Raw genomic sequence first — 17820 nt, 5'->3', positions numbered from 1 at the left:
ATATCTCGCTACTAGGCTTATACGGTTGTCAGCGACGTCAACCGCGTCACCCGCGACAATTCCACCCAGATCCCCGGGAGTACGCCAGTGCCAGGAGAGAACCTCACCCGCATCGAAGCGCAGGAGCGCCGCGCGATCGTCGACACGCATTCCTACGATGTGCAGCTCGACCTCACCCGCGGTGAAGAGGTGTTCTCCTCCCGCACCGTCGTGTCCTTCGCCGCTACCGAGGGGTCGTCGACCTTCATCGACCTCGTCGCGCGCACGGTGCACTCGGTGACGCTCAACGGCCGTTCGCTCGACCCCGCCACGGTGTTCGCCGATTCGCGCATCGCGCTCGACGACCTCGCCGCGCAGAACGAACTCGTCGTCGAGGCCGACTGCGAGTACACCAACACCGGTGAGGGCCTGCACCGCTTCGTCGACCCCGTCGACGGCGAGGTGTATCTGTACTCGCAGTTCGAGGTGCCCGATTCACGCCGTATGTACACGGTGTTCGAGCAGCCCGACCTCAAGGCCGAGTTCACCTTCTCGGTGACCGCCCCCGCGCGCTGGAAGGTCGTCTCGAACTCGCCGACCCCCGACCCGGTCCCCGTGTCCGATGACACCGCCCGCTGGGACTTCTCCGCGACCCCGCGGATCTCGTCGTACATCACCGCCCTCGTCGCCGGCCCCTACGAGGCCACATACAGCGAGCTCACCAGCGCCGACGGCCGCGTCATCCCGCTCGGCGTGTTCGCCCGCAAGAGCCTGTGGCAGTACCTGGATGCCGACTACGTCTTCGAGAAGACCCGTCAGGGATTCGCCTACTTCGAGGACAAGTTCGGCTTCCCCTACCCCTTCGCCAAGTACGACCAGCTCTTCGTGCCCGAGTTCAACGCCGGCGCGATGGAGAACGCGGGCGCGGTGACCTTCACCGAGACCTACGTCTTCCGCAGCAAGGTGACCGACGCCGTCAAGGAGCGCCGCGTCGTCACGATCCTGCATGAGCTCGCGCACATGTGGTTCGGCGACCTGGTCACCATGAAGTGGTGGAACGACCTCTGGCTGAACGAGTCGTTCGCCGAGTGGGCGTCGACCATCGCCACCGCCGAGGCCACCGAGTGGGAGGCCGCATGGACGACCTTCAACGCGATGGAGAAGACCTGGGCCTACCGTCAGGACCAGCTGCCCTCGACCCACCCGGTCGTCGCCGAGATCAACGACCTCGAAGACGTGCAGGTGAACTTCGACGGCATCACGTACGCCAAGGGCGGTTCGGTGCTCAAGCAGCTCGCCGCGTGGGTGGGCATCGAGCAGTTCTTCGCCGGAGTCGCCGCGTACTTCCAGAAGCACCAGTGGTCCAACACCGAGGTCGGCGACCTGCTCGTCGAGCTCGAGGCCACCAGCGGTCGCGACCTGGGCGACTGGTCAAAGAAGTGGCTCGAGACGGCGGGTGTCAACACCCTCGCCCCGCTCATCGAAGAGGGCCCCGACGGCACGATCACGCGTTTCGCCATCGTGCAGACCGCCCCGGCGGACTACCCGACGATTCGTCCGCATCGCCTCGGGGTCGGTTTCTACTCGCTGAACGACGCGGGGGCGCTCGAGCGCGTGCACCGCGTCGAGATCGACGTAGACGGGGACCGTACCGAGGTCGCGGAGCTGCGCGGCATCCGTCGCCCCGATCTCGTGCTGCTCAACGATGACGACCTCGCCTACGCGAAGATCCGCCTCGACGAGCGTTCGCTGGCCACGGCCATCGCGCACCTGAAGGACATCTCCGACCCCCTCGCACGCTCGCTCGTCTGGGGCGCGGCGTGGGATCAGACCCGGGATGCCGAGTCCTCCGCGACCGACTACCTCGACCTCGTCCTGCAGAACATCGGCTCCGAGACCGAGTCGACCACCGTGCGCACGACCCTCGGTCAGCTGCAGCTCGCCGCCAACTCCTACGTCGCCCCGACGACCCGCGAGGCCGCGCGCGAGCGCGTCGCCGACGGGCTCTGGGCGCTGGCGCAGGCGGCGGAGGCCGGCAGCGACAGCCAGCTGCAGTTCGTCACCGCCTTCGCCTCGGCCGCCACCACCCCGGCGCACGCCGAGACGGTGCGGGCCCTGCGCGACGGCGACACGACGCTCGAGGGCCTCGAGATCGACACCGACCTGTCGTGGCAGCTGTTGGTGTCGCTCGCCTCCGCGGGTGCCGCAACCGCCGCTGACATCGACGAAGCCCGCGCCGCCGACAACACCGCCAAGGGCGGCGAGTTCGCGGCCATGGCCAAGGCGTCGCTGCCCTCGCACGCGGCGAAGCAGGAGGCCTGGGACTCGCTCATCGAGCGCACCGATGCCCCCAACACGATCGTTCGCTCGACGGCCGCCGGCTTCACGAACCCGGCGACGGTCGATGTGCTCGCCGATTTCGTCGAGCCGTACTTCGCGATGCTGCTGCCCATCTGGGAGTCGCGCAGCTACCAGATCGCTAACTACCTGATCGTCGGGCTGTACCCGGCCGCGCTGGCGAACACGGCTCTTCGTGACGCGACGCGCGCATGGCTGTCGCAGAACGCCGACGCCGCGCCCGCGCTCCGTCGCCTCGTCGGTGAGAACCTCGCCGGTGTCGAGCGCGCGCTAGCCGTGCAGGAGCGCGACGCAGCCTGAGCATCCGCCCCGATCGAATGCCCTCTCCCTCCGGGGAGGGGGCATTCGTCGTTCTCGGGATCATCCTCGCGACGGCGCGAGTCATCCTTTCGAGGGACGCGGCGGCTGAGGCGTGCTTCATAGCGTGGAGGCATGATCGTTGCAGAGAACCTCACCAAGCGATACGGCGACAAGACCGCCGTCGACGGCATCTCGTTCACGGTGGCCCCGGGCCGGGTGACCGGCTTCCTCGGACCGAACGGTGCGGGTAAGTCGACGACGATGCGCATGATCGTGGGGCTCGACCGCCCCACCGCGGGACGCGTCACCGTGGGCGGCCAGGACTACCGTCAGCTGCGCTCCCCCCTCACCGAGGTCGGCGTGCTGCTGGATGCGAAGGCCGTCCACACCGGCCGATCGGCGCGCAACCACCTTCGCGCGATGGCCGCCACGCACGGCATCGGTGCGCAGCGCGTCGACGAGGTCATCGAGCTCACCGGTATCGGCACCGTCGCCGGAAAGCGCGCAGGCGGCTTCTCGCTCGGCATGGGCCAGCGGCTCGGGATCGCAGCGGCCCTGCTCGGCGACCCGCACACGCTCATCCTCGACGAGCCGGTCAACGGCCTCGACCCCGAGGGAGTGCGCTGGGTACGCCAGTTCGTGCGGCACCTCGCCGCCGAGGGTCGTACGGTGCTGCTGTCGAGCCACCTGATGAGCGAGATGTCGCAGACCGCGGATCACGTGATCGTCCTCGGCCGCGGCCGCGTGCTCGCCGACGCGCCCCTGCCCGAACTCGTGCGCACCTGGACCACGACCACACTGCTCGTGCGCTCTCCTCGCCTGGGCGAGCTCGTCACCGCCCTCGAGATCCCGGATGCCACCATCTCGGCCATCGAACCGGGCGCGGCGCAGATCACCGGGATCACCCCCGAGACCGTCGGCGACATCGCCGCAGCCCACGGCATCCCCCTCTACGAGCTCAGCCCGCGCGTCGGATCTCTCGAAGACGCCTACCTCGCCCTCACCGACGACTCCGTCGAGTACAAGACCAAGGAGATCGCATGACCGCTCTCGCCGCCGCTCCCCGCCGGGCCACCCACACCACCGGACACCGTCTGAGCTTCGCCCACCTCCTCCGGAGCGAGGCGATCAAGATCCTCACCCTGCGCTCGACGTGGTGGTCGCTCGGGGTCACAGCCGCCTTGTCCGTCGGCATCTCGCTCCTGATCGCCCTGGCCACCAGCGGCATGGGTGGGAGCATGGCGCCGACGAACGTCATCCTGGCGCCCACCCAGTTCACGATGCTCGTCGCCGGCATCCTGGGCGCGATCGTGGTGACCGGGGAGTACTCCACCGGGATGATCCGGTCGACGCTCACCGCCCAGCCGCGCCGGGGCGCCGTGCTGCTGGCGAAGGCGATCGTCGTGGCTCTCACCATGATGGTGACCACGATGGTCATCTACGCCGTCGCGATCGCGGCCACCGCTCCCCTGTCGGGTACCAGCATCGATTGGGCGCGCCCGGCCGATTCCCTCGTCCCACTGGCCCTCGGCGTGCTGTCGATGGCCTGCTTCACCCTCATGGGCGTCGGATTCGGTTTCCTGCTGCGTAGCGGCGCCGGCGCGATCGCCGTGACCGTGGGGGTGCTCTTCGTCCTGCCGATCATGCTCAGCCTGTTCTCGATCGCCGGTCCGGACTGGATGTGGGTCGTCGAGGCCGGCAAGTACCTCCCGGTCAGCGCGGCGGGCTCCCTCACGCAGCCCGGTGCCCAAGACCTCCTCGAGCCCGCCCTCACGATGGCCGGGTGGGTCGTGGGCCCGCTGCTGCTCGGGTGGGTCGCCCTGCGCTTGCGCGACGCCTGAGCGTCGTCCACACGGATGCCTCGACGCTCAGCCGGCGCCGAGGCATCCGTCGTTAGGCTGAAGCCGATGTTCGTTCTCGCCGAAAACCCCGAACCGACCCCGTCGCCCTCGATCACGTCGCCGAGCGATCTCGCCAACCCGGACACGTGGGGCTGGATCGGCGGCCAACTGCTGAGCTTCGGCGGCACGCTGCTGCAGATCCTCGGGATCATCGTGGGTGTGGCCGTGGGTGCCTGGCTGCTTCGCCTGATCATTCGGCGCGTGGTCGATCGCATCGTCAACGGGGCCAAGAGCAAGGCGCGTGTGGACGACACGCAGGCGCTCGATCGCTCTCCGCTCAACGCGGTGCGCCTCGTGCAGCGCACGCGCACACTCGGCACGATCCTGCAGAACATCGTCAACGTCATCCTCGTGATCGTCGCCCTCGTCTGGATCGCCAGCATCGTCGCTCCGAACGCCCTCGCCTCGCTGACCCTGCTCACCGCGGCGATCGGCGCCGGTCTCGGCTTCGGCGCGCAGAACATCGTCAAAGACGTCCTCAACGGGATCTTCATCGTCGCCGAGGACCAGATCGGCATCGGCGACGTCGTCGATCTCGGGCTCGCGACGGGCATCGTCGAGTTCGTCAGCGTCCGCATCACCCACGTCCGCGACGTCAACGGCACGCTCTGGTACGTCCGCAACGGCGAGATCACCCGCATCGGCAACATGTCGCAGGGCTGGTCCCGCGTCATCATCGACCTCGCCGTGCCCGTGGACGCCGATATCGACGACGTCGAGAAGGCCATGCTCACCGCGGCGAAGACGATGGCGAAAGAGACGAAGTGGCGCTCGCGCATCATCGAGCAGCCCGAGATCTGGGGCCTCGAATCGATCAGCGGCGATGCCCTCGTCATCCGGCTCGTGATGAAGACACGCTCGAGCGCGAAGGACGACGTGGCCCGAGAACTGCGCGCGCGCCTGAAGAAGGCGATCGACGCGATGGGCATCGCCCTCCCGCAGCTGAACTCGATCGTTCTGACAGGCGCCGAGGGCGCACAGAGCGTGCGTGGCGCACACCCGCCCAAGACCAAGGAGACCCAGGTCACCGTCGCCGCGAGCCGGCCCATCTGGCGGCCCCGCCGCAGCAAGCTGGACGTGTCCGAGATCGTGGAGGATCACGCAGCGGACACGTCGACACCCAAGGTGAAGAAGAAGACCGTCCGCGACGACACGCCTACCGCCGTGGTGGACCTGCCTCCCGCCCCCGGAGCCGACACGCCCAAGCCCACTCCCCCGGCCGTGCGCGCCGACGACAAGGACCAGACATGACCGAGCCTGTGACCTTCTACGACCAGGTCGGGGGCATGGACACCTTCCGCCGGTTGGTCGACGCGTTCTACCGCGGGGTCGCCTCGGACGAGGTACTGAAGCCGATGTACCCCGAGGAGGACCTCGGCCCTGCAGCCGAGCGGCTGACCCTGTTCCTCGCCCAGTACTGGGGCGGCCCGACCACCTACGGTGAGACGCGCGGGCACCCGCGCCTGCGGATGCGCCATATGCCCTTCCACGTCGACCCCGACGCCCGCGACCGGTGGCTGCGGCACATGCGCACGGCCGTCGACGAGATCGCCCTGCCGCCCGCGTTCGAAGCACCCCTGTGGGATTACCTCGAACGGGCGGCCTACGCGATGGTCAACACGTTCGAGTCACGCGGTATCGGCCCGCAGCAGGGCGGACGTCCCGATACCGGGCTCCCGGTCCGCGCGAGCGACTGATCACCGCCCGAGGAAGTCTCCGAATCCGGGGATGTCGAGGTTGGACAGCCCGTCACCGAATCCGCTGATGTGCTCACCCGCTCCCGACACGGCGTCCTGTGCGCCTCCCGCCCACTCGCCGATCCCCGCGCCCTCCGCGAGCGAGGTGAGATCGACTCCGGATGCCATGGCCTCCAGGTCGACGCCCTCCGCGAGCCCCGTGAAGTCGACGCCCAGCTGTCCGGCCTGAGCCAGCAGCGGGCCGGCGACGGCGCTGACGACCGCGCCTCCGGCCACCGCGGCCAGCAGTCCCCCGGCCCCCACGATGCCGGCACCGAGGAGGCCTCCGCGCCCGGCCTTGGCCAACAGCCCCGACATGCGTCCGGGCCGCGCGGCCTCCGCCCGCGCAGCGGTGCGCGCGAGATCATCGGCGGCGTCGGTGCGGGGACGCTCGTGCGGAGCCAGATCGGCATCCATCCGCTCCTTCACCAGCGCGCGTTGCGCCGGGGTGAGGCGGGCGAAGGCCTCACGGTGCATCTGCTCCACCCGATCGGGGTCGGCCGTGCGCACGAGGTAGTCGTAACGGGCGATCGCCGCGCGGTCCTCGGTCGACAGCGTCGATGACGTACGAGAAGAGGCCGGCGGGGCGTAACGGCCCTGCGACGCGGGCGGGGCATAGCCGTTCGGCGCCGCCGCGTGCGGGGGATTCGGGCGGCGATCGCCCGTGACCGCGTCAGCCGCCGAGCGCACCATGTCGCGCCAGTCCTTGCCGCCGGCGGCGCCCGGCGTGCGCTGCGAGGACGAGGCCTTCCCCGCAGCCTTGGAAGCGAGATCGAACAGACGGGAGAACGAGACCATGGAGGAACCTCTCGACGGGCGGCACGCGGCCGCGACGTCAAGGTCTCCTCCGCCCTTACGGACCGACGTACCCGGAATCCAACCGTGGACTCGTGATGACGGATACGCCGCGACGGGAGTACTCCCCTTGCTGTTCCTCAGCGTAATGACGCCAGCTGTGCGCTTGCTGGATCAGCTGCCCGTCGCGCGGACGGCAGTGAGTCCGGAACGCACCGGCCCGCGCACCAGCACGTGGCCACGCGCGAGGCTCACGCGCGTCCAGGCGCCGCTGCGACGCACGGGGGCCTCTTCGGACCCGGCGATGAAACCCAGGGCGAAAGCCGCGAAGGCCGTACCCAGCGGCAGTCCGCCGAGAGCGTCGTCGGGCTGACCCCACACCTGAGCCCGCACGAGCCGCACGACGTCTTCACCCGCGTCGGCGGGGAGCGCGTCGGCGACGGCGGCGACGCCGTACTGGGCTCGGGATGCCAGAACGGCCGCGTCGACGGCATCCGTCTGTTCCCACCCTCCGCGAGGGGGCGAGATGCCGGCCCAGGCGGGAGACGTCGCGGTCTCGGGCAGCACGACGGCGGAGGCGTCGTCGGGAGCGGGAAGCAGGGCCGAGGCGTCGACGACCACGTCGCATTCGAGCTCGGGGTCGATGGCCGACACGCGAAGGCCCAGGACCGTCGGGGTCGCATCGAGCAGCCCCCGCGGGGCGAGCGGTGCGGCCGTCGCGACGAGTACTCCGCCGTCGGCGCGCAGTCGCACGGTGCCGTCACCGAGGCGGATCGTTCGGGCGGCGAAAGTGAGCAGGTCGGCTGCCGCCTGCGGGTCGGGGAACAACAGGCGCGCGGACACCCGCCCTAAACTATCAAGCGGTGCGGGTTCATCGCGCCGGAACGGGAGTCAGTGTGTCCGAGGCCATCGATCCCGTGGCGTCGCTGCTCGCCGTGCTCGACCTGCGCGACGCGGGAGCGCGCACGACCGAAGACATCTTCACGGGGGTGTCGCAGCCCATGCCGACCGGGCGCGTCTATGGCGGACAAGTTCTCGCACAGACCGTCGTGGCCGCCTCGCGAACCCTCCCGCCCGAGCGATCCGTGCACTCGATGCACGGCTACTTCCTTCGCCCCGGGGATCCGACGGACGGGATCACCTTCTCGGTCGATCGCATCCACGACGGTCGTTCCTTCTCGACCCGGCGGACCCAGGCGTTCCAGTCGGGTGTGCCCATCTTCTCGATGATCGCGTCCTTCCAGGACGAGGACCCGGGTCTCGAGCACTTCGAGCCGATGCCCGGCGGCATCCCGCAGCCCGAGGACGCCCCCGTCCTCGACGTCGACGCCCTGCACCCGGTCAGCCGACGGATCTTCTCGGAGAGCCCCGTCGATGTCCGACACGTGACCTCGCCGCTATATGCGTCTGCGGACGGGCCGCAGGTTCCGCGACAGGCGGTCTGGATGAGGCTGCGTCGCGCGATCACCGACGACCCGGCCGTTCACCGCGCCGCTCTCGCATACCTGAGCGACCTCACGATCCAGGAGTCGATCATGCGCGCGCACGGCGTGGCGTGGAACGCCCCCGGGCTCAAGGTCGCGAGCCTGGACCACGCGATGTGGTGGCACCGCCCCGGCCGTGTCGACGACTGGTTGCTGTACGTGCAGGAGTCCCCCAACGCCCGCGGTGGCCGCGGTCTCGCGACGGGCAGGATCTACACGCGTGACGGCGCCCTATTGGCCAGTGTCGCGCAAGAGGTCATGGTGCGCGTCCCGCGAGACTGATCCCGGATGCCGGCACCCCGGCGACTCCGTTCGCGGGGCGAGGCTCGAGGCCGGCGGCGCGTCGCACCCGCCGAGAACTGGGAGCTCGCCGATGGAGAACGGCGGGCGACCTCGAAGCTCTGGGGTGATGTCGGCGTCAGCCGCGTGAGGAACGGCGGCGGTACTCGATCGGGTCTCCGGTGTACGGCGCCCAGGCCGCACGCTCCGCCTCGGTCCAGCGGGTCGGCCGACCGGTCGCCGTGTCGACGAGCACCGTGACAGCGGTGGCCCGGGCATAGAGAACGCGTTCGGCGTCTCCGACGGGGCTATAGACCTCGTAGCAGATGTCGGCGCTGGAGCCGCCCATCGCACCGATCCACATCCGCACGTCGAGGGGACGCTGGCTGTAGGGCACGGGACGCAGGTACTCGATCTCTTGACGCGCGATCAGCGTGGCCCGGTCGCCGCCGCTCTCGAGCACGTCCATGTCGAACACCGCCGTCGGCAGGGGCTCGCCTTCGCCGTCGCTGAACCAGAAGGCGCGCAGGCGTGCCTCTTCGAGCAGCTTCAGCATCGAGGTGTTGTTGACATGCCCGAGCGCATCGAGATCGCCCCACCGGAGGTGGATCGGCACGTGCACCCGCGAGGGCCCGGCAGCGGCCGGACCCTCGTCGGGAGTGCTCACGGCGGAATCGTCAGTCACGCGTGAGCTTGCGGTAGGAGGACCGCGACGGATTGGCCGCGTCGGCGCCGAGGCGTTCGATCTTGTTGGCCTCGTACGCCTCGAAGTTGCCCTCGAACCAGTGCCACTGGTCGGGGTGATCCTCGTTGCCCTCGTAGGCGAGGATGTGCGTGGCGATGCGGTCGAGGAACCACCGGTCGTGCGTGATGACCACGGCGCAACCGGGGAACTCGAGAAGGGCGTTCTCGAGCGAGCTCAGGGTTTCGACATCGAGGTCGTTGGTGGGCTCGTCGAGGAGCAGCAGGTTACCGCCCTCCTTGAGCGTCATGGCGAGGTTCAGGCGGTTGCGCTCACCACCGGAGAGCACCCCGGCCTTCTTCTGCTGGTCGGGTCCCTTGAATCCGAACTTCGACACGTAGGCGCGCGACGGGATCTCCGTCTTGCCGACGGTGATGATGTCGAGTCCGTCGGAGACGACCTCCCACAGAGTCTTCTCGGGGTCGATCGCGGCGCGGGACTGGTCGACGTAGCTGATCTTGACGGTCTCGCCGATCTTGAGCGAACCACCGTCGAGCGGCTCGAGACCCACGATCGTCTTGAAGAGCGTGGTCTTTCCCACACCGTTCGGGCCGATGACACCGACGATGCCGTTCGGGGGCAGGTTGAAGCTGAGGTTGCTGATGAGCGAGCGGTCGCCGAAGCTCTTCTCGAGTTTCTTGGCGTCGATGACGATGCCACCGAGACGCGGACCCGCGGGGATCTGGATCTCGTCGAAGTCCAACTTGCGCGTGCGCTCGGCCTCGGCCGCCATCTCTTCGTAACGAGCGAGGCGCGCCTTCGACTTGACCTGGCGGCCCTTGGCGTTGGAGCGCACCCACTCCAGCTCCTCTTTCAGGCGCTTGGCGAGTTTGGCGTCCTTCTTGCCCTGGACCTCGAGGCGCTGCCCCTTCTTCTCGAGGTACGTCGAGTAGTTGCCTTCGTAGGGGTACAGGTGACCACGGTCGACCTCGGCGATCCACTCCGCGACGTTGTCGAGGAAGTACCGGTCGTGGGTGATCGCGATGACCGCGCCCTTGTAGGCCTTCAAGTGCTGCTCGAGCCACAGCACGCTCTCGGCGTCGAGGTGGTTGGTGGGCTCGTCGAGAAGCAGCAGGTCGGGCTTCTGCAGCAGGAGCTTCGCCAGGGCGACACGACGGCGCTCTCCACCGGAGAGCGGAACGACGGAGGCGTCGGCCGGCGGGGTGCGCAGGGCGTCCATCGCCTGGGCGAGCTGCGAGTCGAGATCCCAGCCGTCGGCGGCGTCGATCTCTTCCTGCAACGTGCCCATCTCGGCGAGGAGCGCGTCGAAGTCGGCGTCCGGATCGGCCATGAGGGCCGAGATCTCGTTGAAGCGATCGAGTTTGGGCTTGATCGCCACGCCGTCCTGGATGTTCTCCAGCACGGTCTTGGTGTCGTCGAGCTCGGGTTCCTGCATGAGGATCCCGACGGTGAAGCCCGGGCTGAGCCGCGCTTCGCCGTTGGACGGGACGTCGAGCCCGGCCATGATCTTCAGGATCGTCGACTTACCCGCACCGTTCGGTCCGACCATGCCGATCTTGGCACCGGGCAGGAACGACATCGTGACGTCGTCGAGAATCAGCTTGTCGCCCACAGACTTGCGAGCGCGGACCATGGAGTAGATGTATTCCGCCATAACCCTCTCAGTCTAGGGGCGATGGGACATTCCGCTGACGTGCCGTCAGCCCTGCGTCACCAGTCGATCGCCCTCGTCTGGCCGATCAGGCACCCGCCGGACGACAGGCCCGGCAGCACCGCGGTGACGGGGTTGCCGATCGAGGGACCGACTTGGCCGACGAGACACTGGTCGCCGAGCCGGACCGAGAACTCGATGCTCTCCGCGGGGTTGTCGACGGTCGTCTGGTCGGCAGTGACCTGCATCGCTGCCTTGTCGAAGCCCGCCGCCGCCAGGGCGTCGATGTAGGCGCGTCCGGCGACCTGGTTGGGCCCCGACCAGACGCCGCGGACGACCTGCGTGAAGAACGGCAGGTTCTCTGCCGCCGTTCCCCCCGCGACCAGCGTCGGCGTCGCGGCGGCCGTGGGGGCCGAAGAGGGCGTGTCGACGACGGAGGCGGACGGTTCCGTCGTCTCGATGGGACCGGGGGTGGGCGACTGGCCGGTGCAGCCCGCGAGGCCCAGCACCGCGACGAGGGTCAGGGCGGCGAGGGGACGACCGAGAAGGCGAGACACGCGACCGAGTCTACGTACCCTCCCGCGCTGCTCCTGGCTGCCGCACGCGGACGTGCGTGGCCCCGGCCCCGCGCCGCCTCGAAGACCCGCGTCAGAACGGACCGCTCGACCCCGCCTCCGACGACGAACCGCCGTCAGCCGGGGCCGCACCCGCACCGACCAACTCGACGCCGGGTGCACCCTCGTCTGCTCCACCGGGAATCGCCCAGGCCTCCTCCGCCGACGGATCCGCCGCCTCATGCCCTGTCGCGGCGGAGGATCCCGGCGCTTTGGCCGCCTTCTCGAAGCGCGTAGTGCCCCAGCGCAGATCATGGCCGATGGCGTCGGCCACCACGTCTGCGCTGATGCCGCGTTTGACCTCGTTCTCCCACTCGCGCAGCCGCAAGCGACCGGTCAGAACGACCCGCTGGCCCTTTCTGAGCGAGTGCAGTGCGTGTGCCCCCAGGTCACCGAACGCGGAGACGTTGTAGTAGTTCGTGTGACCGTCCACCCACTCCCCCCGCTCGCGGTCGAGCTTTCGCTCTCCGACCGCGAGGCGGAACGCCGCGATGGGACCTCCCCCGCGCGTGGAGCGCTGCTCCAGTTCTCCGACGATGTTGCCCACCAGGGTGATGTGATCGCTCATGTTCTTGGTTCCTCTCGACGTGGTGTGCGCTCCGGCATCCGTGTGCCCGACGGATGCCGGAGCCAGGCCCAGAATGACCGGACCGAGCCGGTCCTTCGAGGCGCTTCCGCAACTTTGTGGAGGGATCGCGCGGTTTCTCACCTGGGGAGGAGGCACTCACTCGCTCGCCCCGGTCAATGTCGGAGGTTGGTTCTACCGTCGTCGCATGAGCACGGCACTGTGGAACGATCTCGCTCCGGCCCCGCGTCCGGCCGGGTGGGGAGCGGCGACGCATGTCGCCGCGGGCCTGTGGCGCATCGCCGATCCGCGCGGCATCGTGGTCGGCCACATCCGCGCGATCGCCGCCGACGGGGGCTGGCGATACGCCGCGGAGCGGTTTCACACCGCCTCCGGAAGCTTCCGGCGCCTCGGGGAGTTCTGGTCCTCCGCAGACGCCGTCGAGTGCCTCCGTTACCTGCGCTGAGGCCCGGGGCCGGGTTCAGGACGCAGTTCCTCGCGCGAAGTCGTATCGGGGCTCACACCACGGTCGCGAAGTCTGTGCGCGAGGGAATCGCGCCTCCCCCGCGGACGTCGTCCCATGCCTCGCGCAGAAGAGCGACAGCCCGCTGCAGGGTCGACGGGGCCGCAGTGAACGGGACGCGCAATCGTCGGTCATGCCCCCCTTCGACCGCGAACCGCGACCCCGCCGACAAGGCCAGTCCGCGCGCACGCGCGGACATGACCAATGGAGTGCTGAGCGGCTCGCCGATCCCCACCCACAGCGACACGCCGCCGTGCACGTCGGGGACGTCCCACTCGGGGAACACCCGCCGCAGTTCTGGAACGAGGCAGTCGCGACCGGCTCGCAGGAGCGTCCCACGCTGCGCCGCGATCTCACCGAGACGAGGAATCAGCCGGGCGGCGACAGCCTGTTCGAGCTCGGGGGTGCCCAGATCGTGCACGGGGCGACCACTCGCCAGTCGACGCACGATGTCGGGCGCCGCGCGTACCCATCCGATACGCAATCCGCCCCACACCGTCTTGCCGAGGGATCCGACACGGATGACGCGCTCATCGTCCGTGAAGGGCGCCGGGCCGACTGCGCGGTCGATGTCCAGCTGGGCGGTGGTCTCGTCGATCACCAGCAGCGTGCCGACCGAACGCGCGCCGATGAGAAACGCCTCGGTCTCCGCGGCGGTCATCGTCCTGCCGGTCGGGTTGTGGAAATCCGGCATGAGATAGGCCAGCGAAGGCAGGGCTCGCGCGAACGTCTGCTCCGCTCGCTCCAGATCCCACCCCTGAGCGGGCGAGACGGGCACCCCCACGAGGCGGGCGCCGACACGGCGGAAGGCTTCGGCGGCGTGCGGGTAGGTGGGAGTCTCGATCATGACCCGATCCGCCCGGTGGAGCAGGACCGAGGCAATCAGATGGATGGCGCTCTGAGCGCCCGTGGTCACCAGGATCTGATCGGGCGAGGTCGGGAACCCCCGATCGCGATAGTGCTCGGCGATCGCCTGGCGCAGCCCGAGATCGCCGACGACGTCGTAGCCGATCCGAGCGACGAGCGCGGGGGCGTCTTGAACGACCTCGGCCATGACGCCCGGCAGACCGGGCCACGCCGCCGGGCTCGCCTGCTGCAGGTCGATCGTTTCGGCATCGAGCTCGTGACGGCCGGGGTCGGTGCGGCGCAGGGGCAGGGTCACGCTGCCGCTGCCGCGAAGGCTTTCGATGTGCCCGGTATCGCGAAGGCTCTGATAGGCGGCCGCCACCGTCGTCCGGCTCACCCCGAGCGCTGCGGCGAGCTCGCGCTCGGCGGGGAGCGCGGTGGCGGGAGCGAGCCGGTTGTCCAGACAGAGCAGGCGAACCCCATCGGCGAGGGCCTCGTAGGCCGGGCCCTTGCCTCGCCATCCGCCGAGAGACGAGGCGAGCGTGCGAGCCGATACGCGCGAGTCCATGCGGCCACCGTAGTCGAATTGGCATCCTTACCAAAAGCCAATCGCGTGATTGGATCTGTCCATGCCTTCTCGGATCGCCCGCCTCCTCGTCGGACTCGTGTTGTACGGCCTCGGCTGTGCCGTCACCGTCGCCGCCGGCCTCGGCGTCGACCCCTGGACCGTGTTCGCGCAGGGCCTCTCCCGCGTCACGGGGATCGGGATCGGCTGGATCACGAACATCGTCGGAGTGGGCGTCCTGCTCCTGTGGATCCCGCTGCGTCAGAAGCCGGGTGTCGGAACCGTGGCGAACATCCTGCTGGTGGGCACGAGCCTTCAACTGACCCTGGGATTCCTCCCCCACCCCGACGCCTTCTGGCTCCAGGCGCTCATGCTGGTCGCCGGCGTCGTGCTGGTGGCCGTGGCATCCGGGCTCTACATCGGAGCCCACTTCGGACCCGGCCCCAGAGACGGGCTCATGACGGGCATGAACCTGCGCTTCGGCCGGCCCATCTGGGCCTGCCGGCTCGGCGTCGAGGGATCCGTGCTGACTCTGGGGTGGCTCCTCGGCGGCACCGTGGGAATCGGTACCGTCGTGTTCGCCCTGGGCATCGGACCGCTGGTCCACCTCGCTCTGCCCCTGTTCGCCACGCCGAAGCCCGTGAGTCGTCCGCGCGCCGTGGCGAACGCCTGAGTCAGCGCGGAGAAAGCCCTGCGCGACCGGGCCTGCCGCCCTCAGTGCTCGCGGAACTCCGGCCGCTCGCTTCCGTGCTTCAGGTGGGAGTGCACCGCGTTCTTCGCGATCTCCATCGAGGGGTACACCCCCAACGGGGCGTCTTTACCCGCCATGTGGACGCGATAGCCGTCTGCATCCTTCTGGATCTTGCCCACGACTCCGTTGGGCCCGTAGGCCACCCAGATTCGTCGTGTCGCCGTCTCGGACATGAGCGCTCCTTTGCTCTCGATGCCCGGAATATACCGCCGCCCCGGCGGACGCGCCAGGGGCTGGCGCGGCGTGGCGGGACCGGGCGATATCCTGGATTCGACCCCCAGTAGCTCAGTGGATAGAGCAGCGGCCTTCTAATCCGCCGGTCACACGTTCGAATCGTGTCTGGGGGACCAGAACCGGTGCCGGAACCCCTCACTAGGATGTGGGAATGGTAAACGCCTCCGAGAACGACCGGCTCGTCTGGATCGACTGCGAGATGACAGGCCTCGACCTCGGCGTCGACGAGCTGGTCGAGATCGCGGTCGTCATCACCGATTTCGAGCTGAACGTGCTCGACCCGGGCTTCCAGATCGTCATCAAGCCCGACGACTCCGCTCTCGCCAACATGGGCGAGTTCGTCACCGAGATGCACCGCTCCTCCGGGCTTCTCGACGAGATCCCGAACGGTGTGAGCCTGGCGGATGCCGAGTTCCAGACCCTCGAGTACATCCAGCGCTTCGCACCGGTCGAGGGCAAAGCACCCCTCGCGGGCAACACGATCGGCACGGACCGCATGTTCTTGGCGAAGTACATGCCGCGGGTCGATCGCTGGCTGCACTACCGCAACGTCGATGTGTCCAGCATCAAGGAGTTGTCGCGCCGCTGGTACCCGCGCGCCTACTTCCAGGCCCCGGCGAAGAACGGCGGGCACCGCGCGCTCGCCGACATTCGCGAATCGATCCGCGAACTCGCCTACTACCGTGCGGCGGTCTTCGTGCCGCAGCCGGGCCCGACGAGCGAAGAGGCCAAGGCCGTCTCGGCCACGGCCGTGTCGTCGTTCGCGCTGGACGTATGACATAATCGTTCAGTTGTCTGCTTCGGCAGGCACATGGTGGCTATAGCTCAGTCGGTAGAGCACCGCGTTGTGGTCGCGGGGGTCGCGGGTTCAAGTCCCGTTAGCCACCCCAATAAACACAAGGGAAAACGGGGCACCGGAAACGGTTTGCCCACATCTTGCCCACATCGAGAGGTCGTACTAGCCGAACGGAACACGCACGTCGCGCGGAATCGCGCAGAAGTGAGTGACCAATGGCAAGTGTTGACACCCGCGTCTCGGCGTCCAATGGAGCCGAAACCTTCCGAGTGCGGTTCCGCGTGGACGGCAAGCAGAAGCAAGAGAGTTTCGAAGATCCTGTCGGCGCGTACGAGTTCAAGGATCTCGTCGAACAGATCGGCGGCCGCGCCGCGCTGAGCGTGCTCGAGCGCCGCCGGCAGGGCGCGAACGCCGCGCCGACGCTGCGGCAGTTCACCGCCCGCTACCTCGACCATGAGTCCGGGATGCTGACAGGTATCGAAGACGGCACGCGGGCGGGCTACGTCGCCCAGGCCGAGATCTCGTTCCTCCGCGTCCTCGGCGAGCTGCCCGTCGACACGATCGAGCGCACCGACGTCGGCCGGTGGGTCGCGTGGCAGGAGAAGCAGCCCTCGAAGCGACGCAAGGGCGAGTTCGTCGCGGCCAAGACCGTGAAGAACTACCACGCCCTGCTCTCGAGCGTGCTCAAGGCCGCGATGGACGCGAAGCTGCGCGACGACAACCCCGCCTACAAGATGCGGCTGTCGAAGGGGCAGAAGCGCCCGAACGTGTTCCTCTCCCCCGAGCAGTTCCACACGCTCATGCACTTCGTCGCGCCGCACTACAAGCCGCTGGTGTTTTTCCTCGCGTCGACCGGGATGCGATGGGGCGAGGCGACCGCGCTGACGTGGTCCGATCTCACCTTGTGGACGAACCCGTCGACCGCGCGCGTCGACAAGGCGTGGAAGAAGTCGGCGAAGGGCTCTCCGCTCCTCGGCATCCCGAAGTCGTCCCGCGCGAACCGCACGGTGTCGATGCACGCCGGGCTCGTGGCCGGGCTTCCCCCGCGCGGCGACGCCGCCGGTGACGACCTGATCTTCGTCGGCCCCCAGTCGGGCACGCGGATCTGGTATCCGCGGTTCAACTCGACGACGTGGAACAACGCCGTGGCGAAGGCGATGGACCGACCGCTCTGCGAGTCGCTCGGCTTGACGCCGCTCACCCGTCGCCCCGTTCCCCACGACCTTCGCCACACGCACGCGTCGTGGATGATCGCCGCCGGCGTCCCGCTCCCGTACATTCAGGCGCGCCTCGGCCACGAGAGCATCACGACGACGGTCAACACCTACGGCCACCTCGTGCCCGACGCGCACGAGCAAATGGCCGTGGCGATCGCCGCCACCCTCGACGTCGGGCACGCCTCCCCCGCCCTGAACGCGATGGACGAGCAGCGCGCGCTCGACGCCGCGGCATCCGCACAGGATCTCGACGCCGACGTGCTCGAGGCGGCCGAACTCGAAGTGTTCGACGCCGACGGGGACGACGACGGCGACTGGGAGGTGTCGGCACGATGAGCGCGCAGAAAGAGCAGGTGCGTGTGCGCGCCTACGGCATCGGCAAGAGCCTCATCCAGCACCGGCCGAAGACGGCGGTGCGCTTCGTCTGGCTCGGCGTCACGTACGAGCGTCGCCGTCGGCGCGACGCGATCGGGCTGCCCATCTTCGAGCCCGCGGCGGTGCAGCCGTGAGCGCCCGTCGACCG

19 protein-coding genes and 2 tRNA genes are annotated in these 17820 nt (G+C 68.8%); 13 read left to right on the top strand and 8 right to left on the bottom strand.

Annotation, left to right across the window (positions count from 1 at the left end; all coding sequences use genetic code 11):
* Positions 1 to 87: 87 nt before the first annotated feature.
* The 5 genes from pepN (at position 88) to QE454_RS13050 (ending at position 6235) form a co-directional block, all read left to right on the top strand.
* Positions 88 to 2637 carry an aminopeptidase N gene (gene pepN, locus QE454_RS13070; protein ID WP_307460789.1) on the top strand — a complete coding sequence of 850 codons (2550 nt, stop codon included), beginning with the start codon at positions 88 to 90 and terminating at the stop codon, positions 2635 to 2637.
* Positions 2638 to 2769: 132 nt separating this feature from the next.
* On the top strand, positions 2770 to 3681 hold the full coding sequence (locus tag QE454_RS13065; protein WP_307460791.1) for an ABC transporter ATP-binding protein: 912 nt from the start codon (positions 2770 to 2772) through the stop codon (positions 3679 to 3681).
* Positions 3678 to 4478, top strand: a complete 801-nt coding sequence (locus QE454_RS13060) for an ABC transporter permease subunit (protein WP_309668696.1) — start codon at positions 3678 to 3680, stop codon at positions 4476 to 4478. Before QE454_RS13065 ends, QE454_RS13060 begins: the two co-directional genes overlap by 4 nt.
* 66 nt (positions 4479 to 4544) lie before the next feature.
* Positions 4545 to 5789, top strand: coding sequence for a mechanosensitive ion channel family protein (locus tag QE454_RS13055; RefSeq protein WP_210074764.1), 1245 nt, complete (start codon positions 4545 to 4547; stop codon positions 5787 to 5789).
* Complete coding sequence (locus QE454_RS13050; RefSeq protein ID WP_210074762.1) at positions 5786 to 6235, top strand: globin; 450 nt, start codon at positions 5786 to 5788, stop codon at positions 6233 to 6235. The genes QE454_RS13055 and QE454_RS13050 overlap by 4 nt, the downstream gene beginning before the upstream one ends.
* Here the strand turns inward: QE454_RS13050 and QE454_RS13045 are convergent, their stop codons facing one another.
* Both QE454_RS13045 and QE454_RS13040 read right to left on the bottom strand, forming a co-directional pair.
* Complete coding sequence (locus tag QE454_RS13045) at positions 6236 to 7072, bottom strand: cation-transporting ATPase (protein WP_307460799.1); 837 nt, start codon at positions 7070 to 7072, stop codon at positions 6236 to 6238.
* 171 nt (positions 7073 to 7243) lie between these two features.
* Entirely contained in the window at positions 7244 to 7912 is a 669-nt protein-coding gene (locus QE454_RS13040; RefSeq protein ID WP_210074759.1) for a hypothetical protein, read from the bottom strand.
* A 53-nt stretch (positions 7913 to 7965) separates the two neighbouring features.
* Here QE454_RS13040 and QE454_RS13035 point away from each other — a divergent pair, with 53 nt between their 5' ends.
* Positions 7966 to 8835 (top strand): acyl-CoA thioesterase II, encoded by an 870-nt coding sequence (locus tag QE454_RS13035; protein ID WP_307460807.1) that lies wholly within the window; start codon positions 7966 to 7968, stop codon positions 8833 to 8835.
* Positions 8836 to 8971: 136 nt separating this feature from the next.
* On the opposite strand, the gene QE454_RS13030 is transcribed toward QE454_RS13035, so the two are convergent.
* From QE454_RS13030 to QE454_RS13015, 4 genes are all read right to left on the bottom strand, one after another.
* Positions 8972 to 9499, bottom strand: coding sequence for a thioesterase family protein (locus QE454_RS13030; protein WP_267787140.1), 528 nt, complete (start codon positions 9497 to 9499; stop codon positions 8972 to 8974).
* A 10-nt stretch (positions 9500 to 9509) separates the two neighbouring features.
* Positions 9510 to 11189 (bottom strand): energy-dependent translational throttle protein EttA, encoded by a 1680-nt coding sequence (gene ettA, locus QE454_RS13025; RefSeq protein WP_307460811.1) that lies wholly within the window; start codon positions 11187 to 11189, stop codon positions 9510 to 9512.
* Between the two features lie 56 nt (positions 11190 to 11245).
* A complete protein-coding gene (locus QE454_RS13020) occupies positions 11246 to 11743 on the bottom strand; it encodes a DUF6993 domain-containing protein (RefSeq protein WP_307460814.1) in 498 nt (165 codons plus the stop codon).
* A 91-nt stretch (positions 11744 to 11834) separates the two neighbouring features.
* A complete protein-coding gene (locus QE454_RS13015) occupies positions 11835 to 12368 on the bottom strand; it encodes a single-stranded DNA-binding protein (RefSeq protein ID WP_307460817.1) in 534 nt (177 codons plus the stop codon).
* 205 nt (positions 12369 to 12573) lie between these two features.
* On the opposite strand from QE454_RS13015, the gene QE454_RS13010 reads away from it, so the two are divergent.
* A complete protein-coding gene (locus QE454_RS13010; RefSeq protein WP_210074748.1) occupies positions 12574 to 12831 on the top strand; it encodes a hypothetical protein in 258 nt (85 codons plus the stop codon).
* Positions 12832 to 12883: 52 nt separating this feature from the next.
* On the opposite strand, the gene QE454_RS13005 is transcribed toward QE454_RS13010, so the two are convergent.
* Positions 12884 to 14302, bottom strand: a complete 1419-nt coding sequence (locus tag QE454_RS13005) for a PLP-dependent aminotransferase family protein (protein ID WP_210074746.1) — start codon at positions 14300 to 14302, stop codon at positions 12884 to 12886.
* A gap of 61 nt (positions 14303 to 14363) precedes the next feature.
* Here QE454_RS13005 and QE454_RS13000 point away from each other — a divergent pair, with 61 nt between their 5' ends.
* A complete protein-coding gene (locus tag QE454_RS13000) occupies positions 14364 to 14972 on the top strand; it encodes a YitT family protein (RefSeq protein WP_307460820.1) in 609 nt (202 codons plus the stop codon).
* A gap of 41 nt (positions 14973 to 15013) precedes the next feature.
* Here QE454_RS13000 and QE454_RS12995 read toward each other — a convergent pair whose 3' ends face one another.
* Complete coding sequence (locus tag QE454_RS12995; protein WP_307460824.1) at positions 15014 to 15223, bottom strand: methyltransferase; 210 nt, start codon at positions 15221 to 15223, stop codon at positions 15014 to 15016.
* A 101-nt stretch (positions 15224 to 15324) separates the two neighbouring features.
* Here QE454_RS12995 and QE454_RS12990 point away from each other — a divergent pair.
* From QE454_RS12990 to QE454_RS12970, 5 genes are all read left to right on the top strand, one after another.
* A tRNA-Arg gene (locus QE454_RS12990) sits at positions 15325 to 15400 on the top strand.
* A 35-nt stretch (positions 15401 to 15435) separates the two neighbouring features.
* The gene (gene orn / locus QE454_RS12985) at positions 15436 to 16062 is read left to right on the top strand and encodes an oligoribonuclease (RefSeq protein WP_267787135.1); all 627 of its coding nucleotides are present in this window, start codon (positions 15436 to 15438) and stop codon (positions 16060 to 16062) included.
* A gap of 36 nt (positions 16063 to 16098) precedes the next feature.
* Positions 16099 to 16174: transfer RNA gene (locus QE454_RS12980), tRNA-His, on the top strand.
* A gap of 121 nt (positions 16175 to 16295) precedes the next feature.
* Positions 16296 to 17633 carry a site-specific integrase gene (locus QE454_RS12975; protein ID WP_307460828.1) on the top strand — a complete coding sequence of 446 codons (1338 nt, stop codon included), beginning with the start codon at positions 16296 to 16298 and terminating at the stop codon, positions 17631 to 17633.
* Positions 17630 to 17806: a hypothetical protein gene (locus QE454_RS12970; protein ID WP_307460831.1), complete on the top strand. Its 177-nt coding sequence runs from the start codon at positions 17630 to 17632 to the stop codon at positions 17804 to 17806. Before QE454_RS12975 ends, QE454_RS12970 begins: the two co-directional genes overlap by 4 nt.
* The last annotated feature ends 14 nt before the right edge of the window (positions 17807 to 17820 follow it).

It is taken from the genome of Microbacterium sp. SORGH_AS_0454, from assembly GCF_031453395.1.
GTDB lineage: Bacteria > Actinomycetota > Actinomycetes > Actinomycetales > Microbacteriaceae > Microbacterium.
This window is presented reverse-complemented; position numbering and strand designations above follow the sequence as displayed.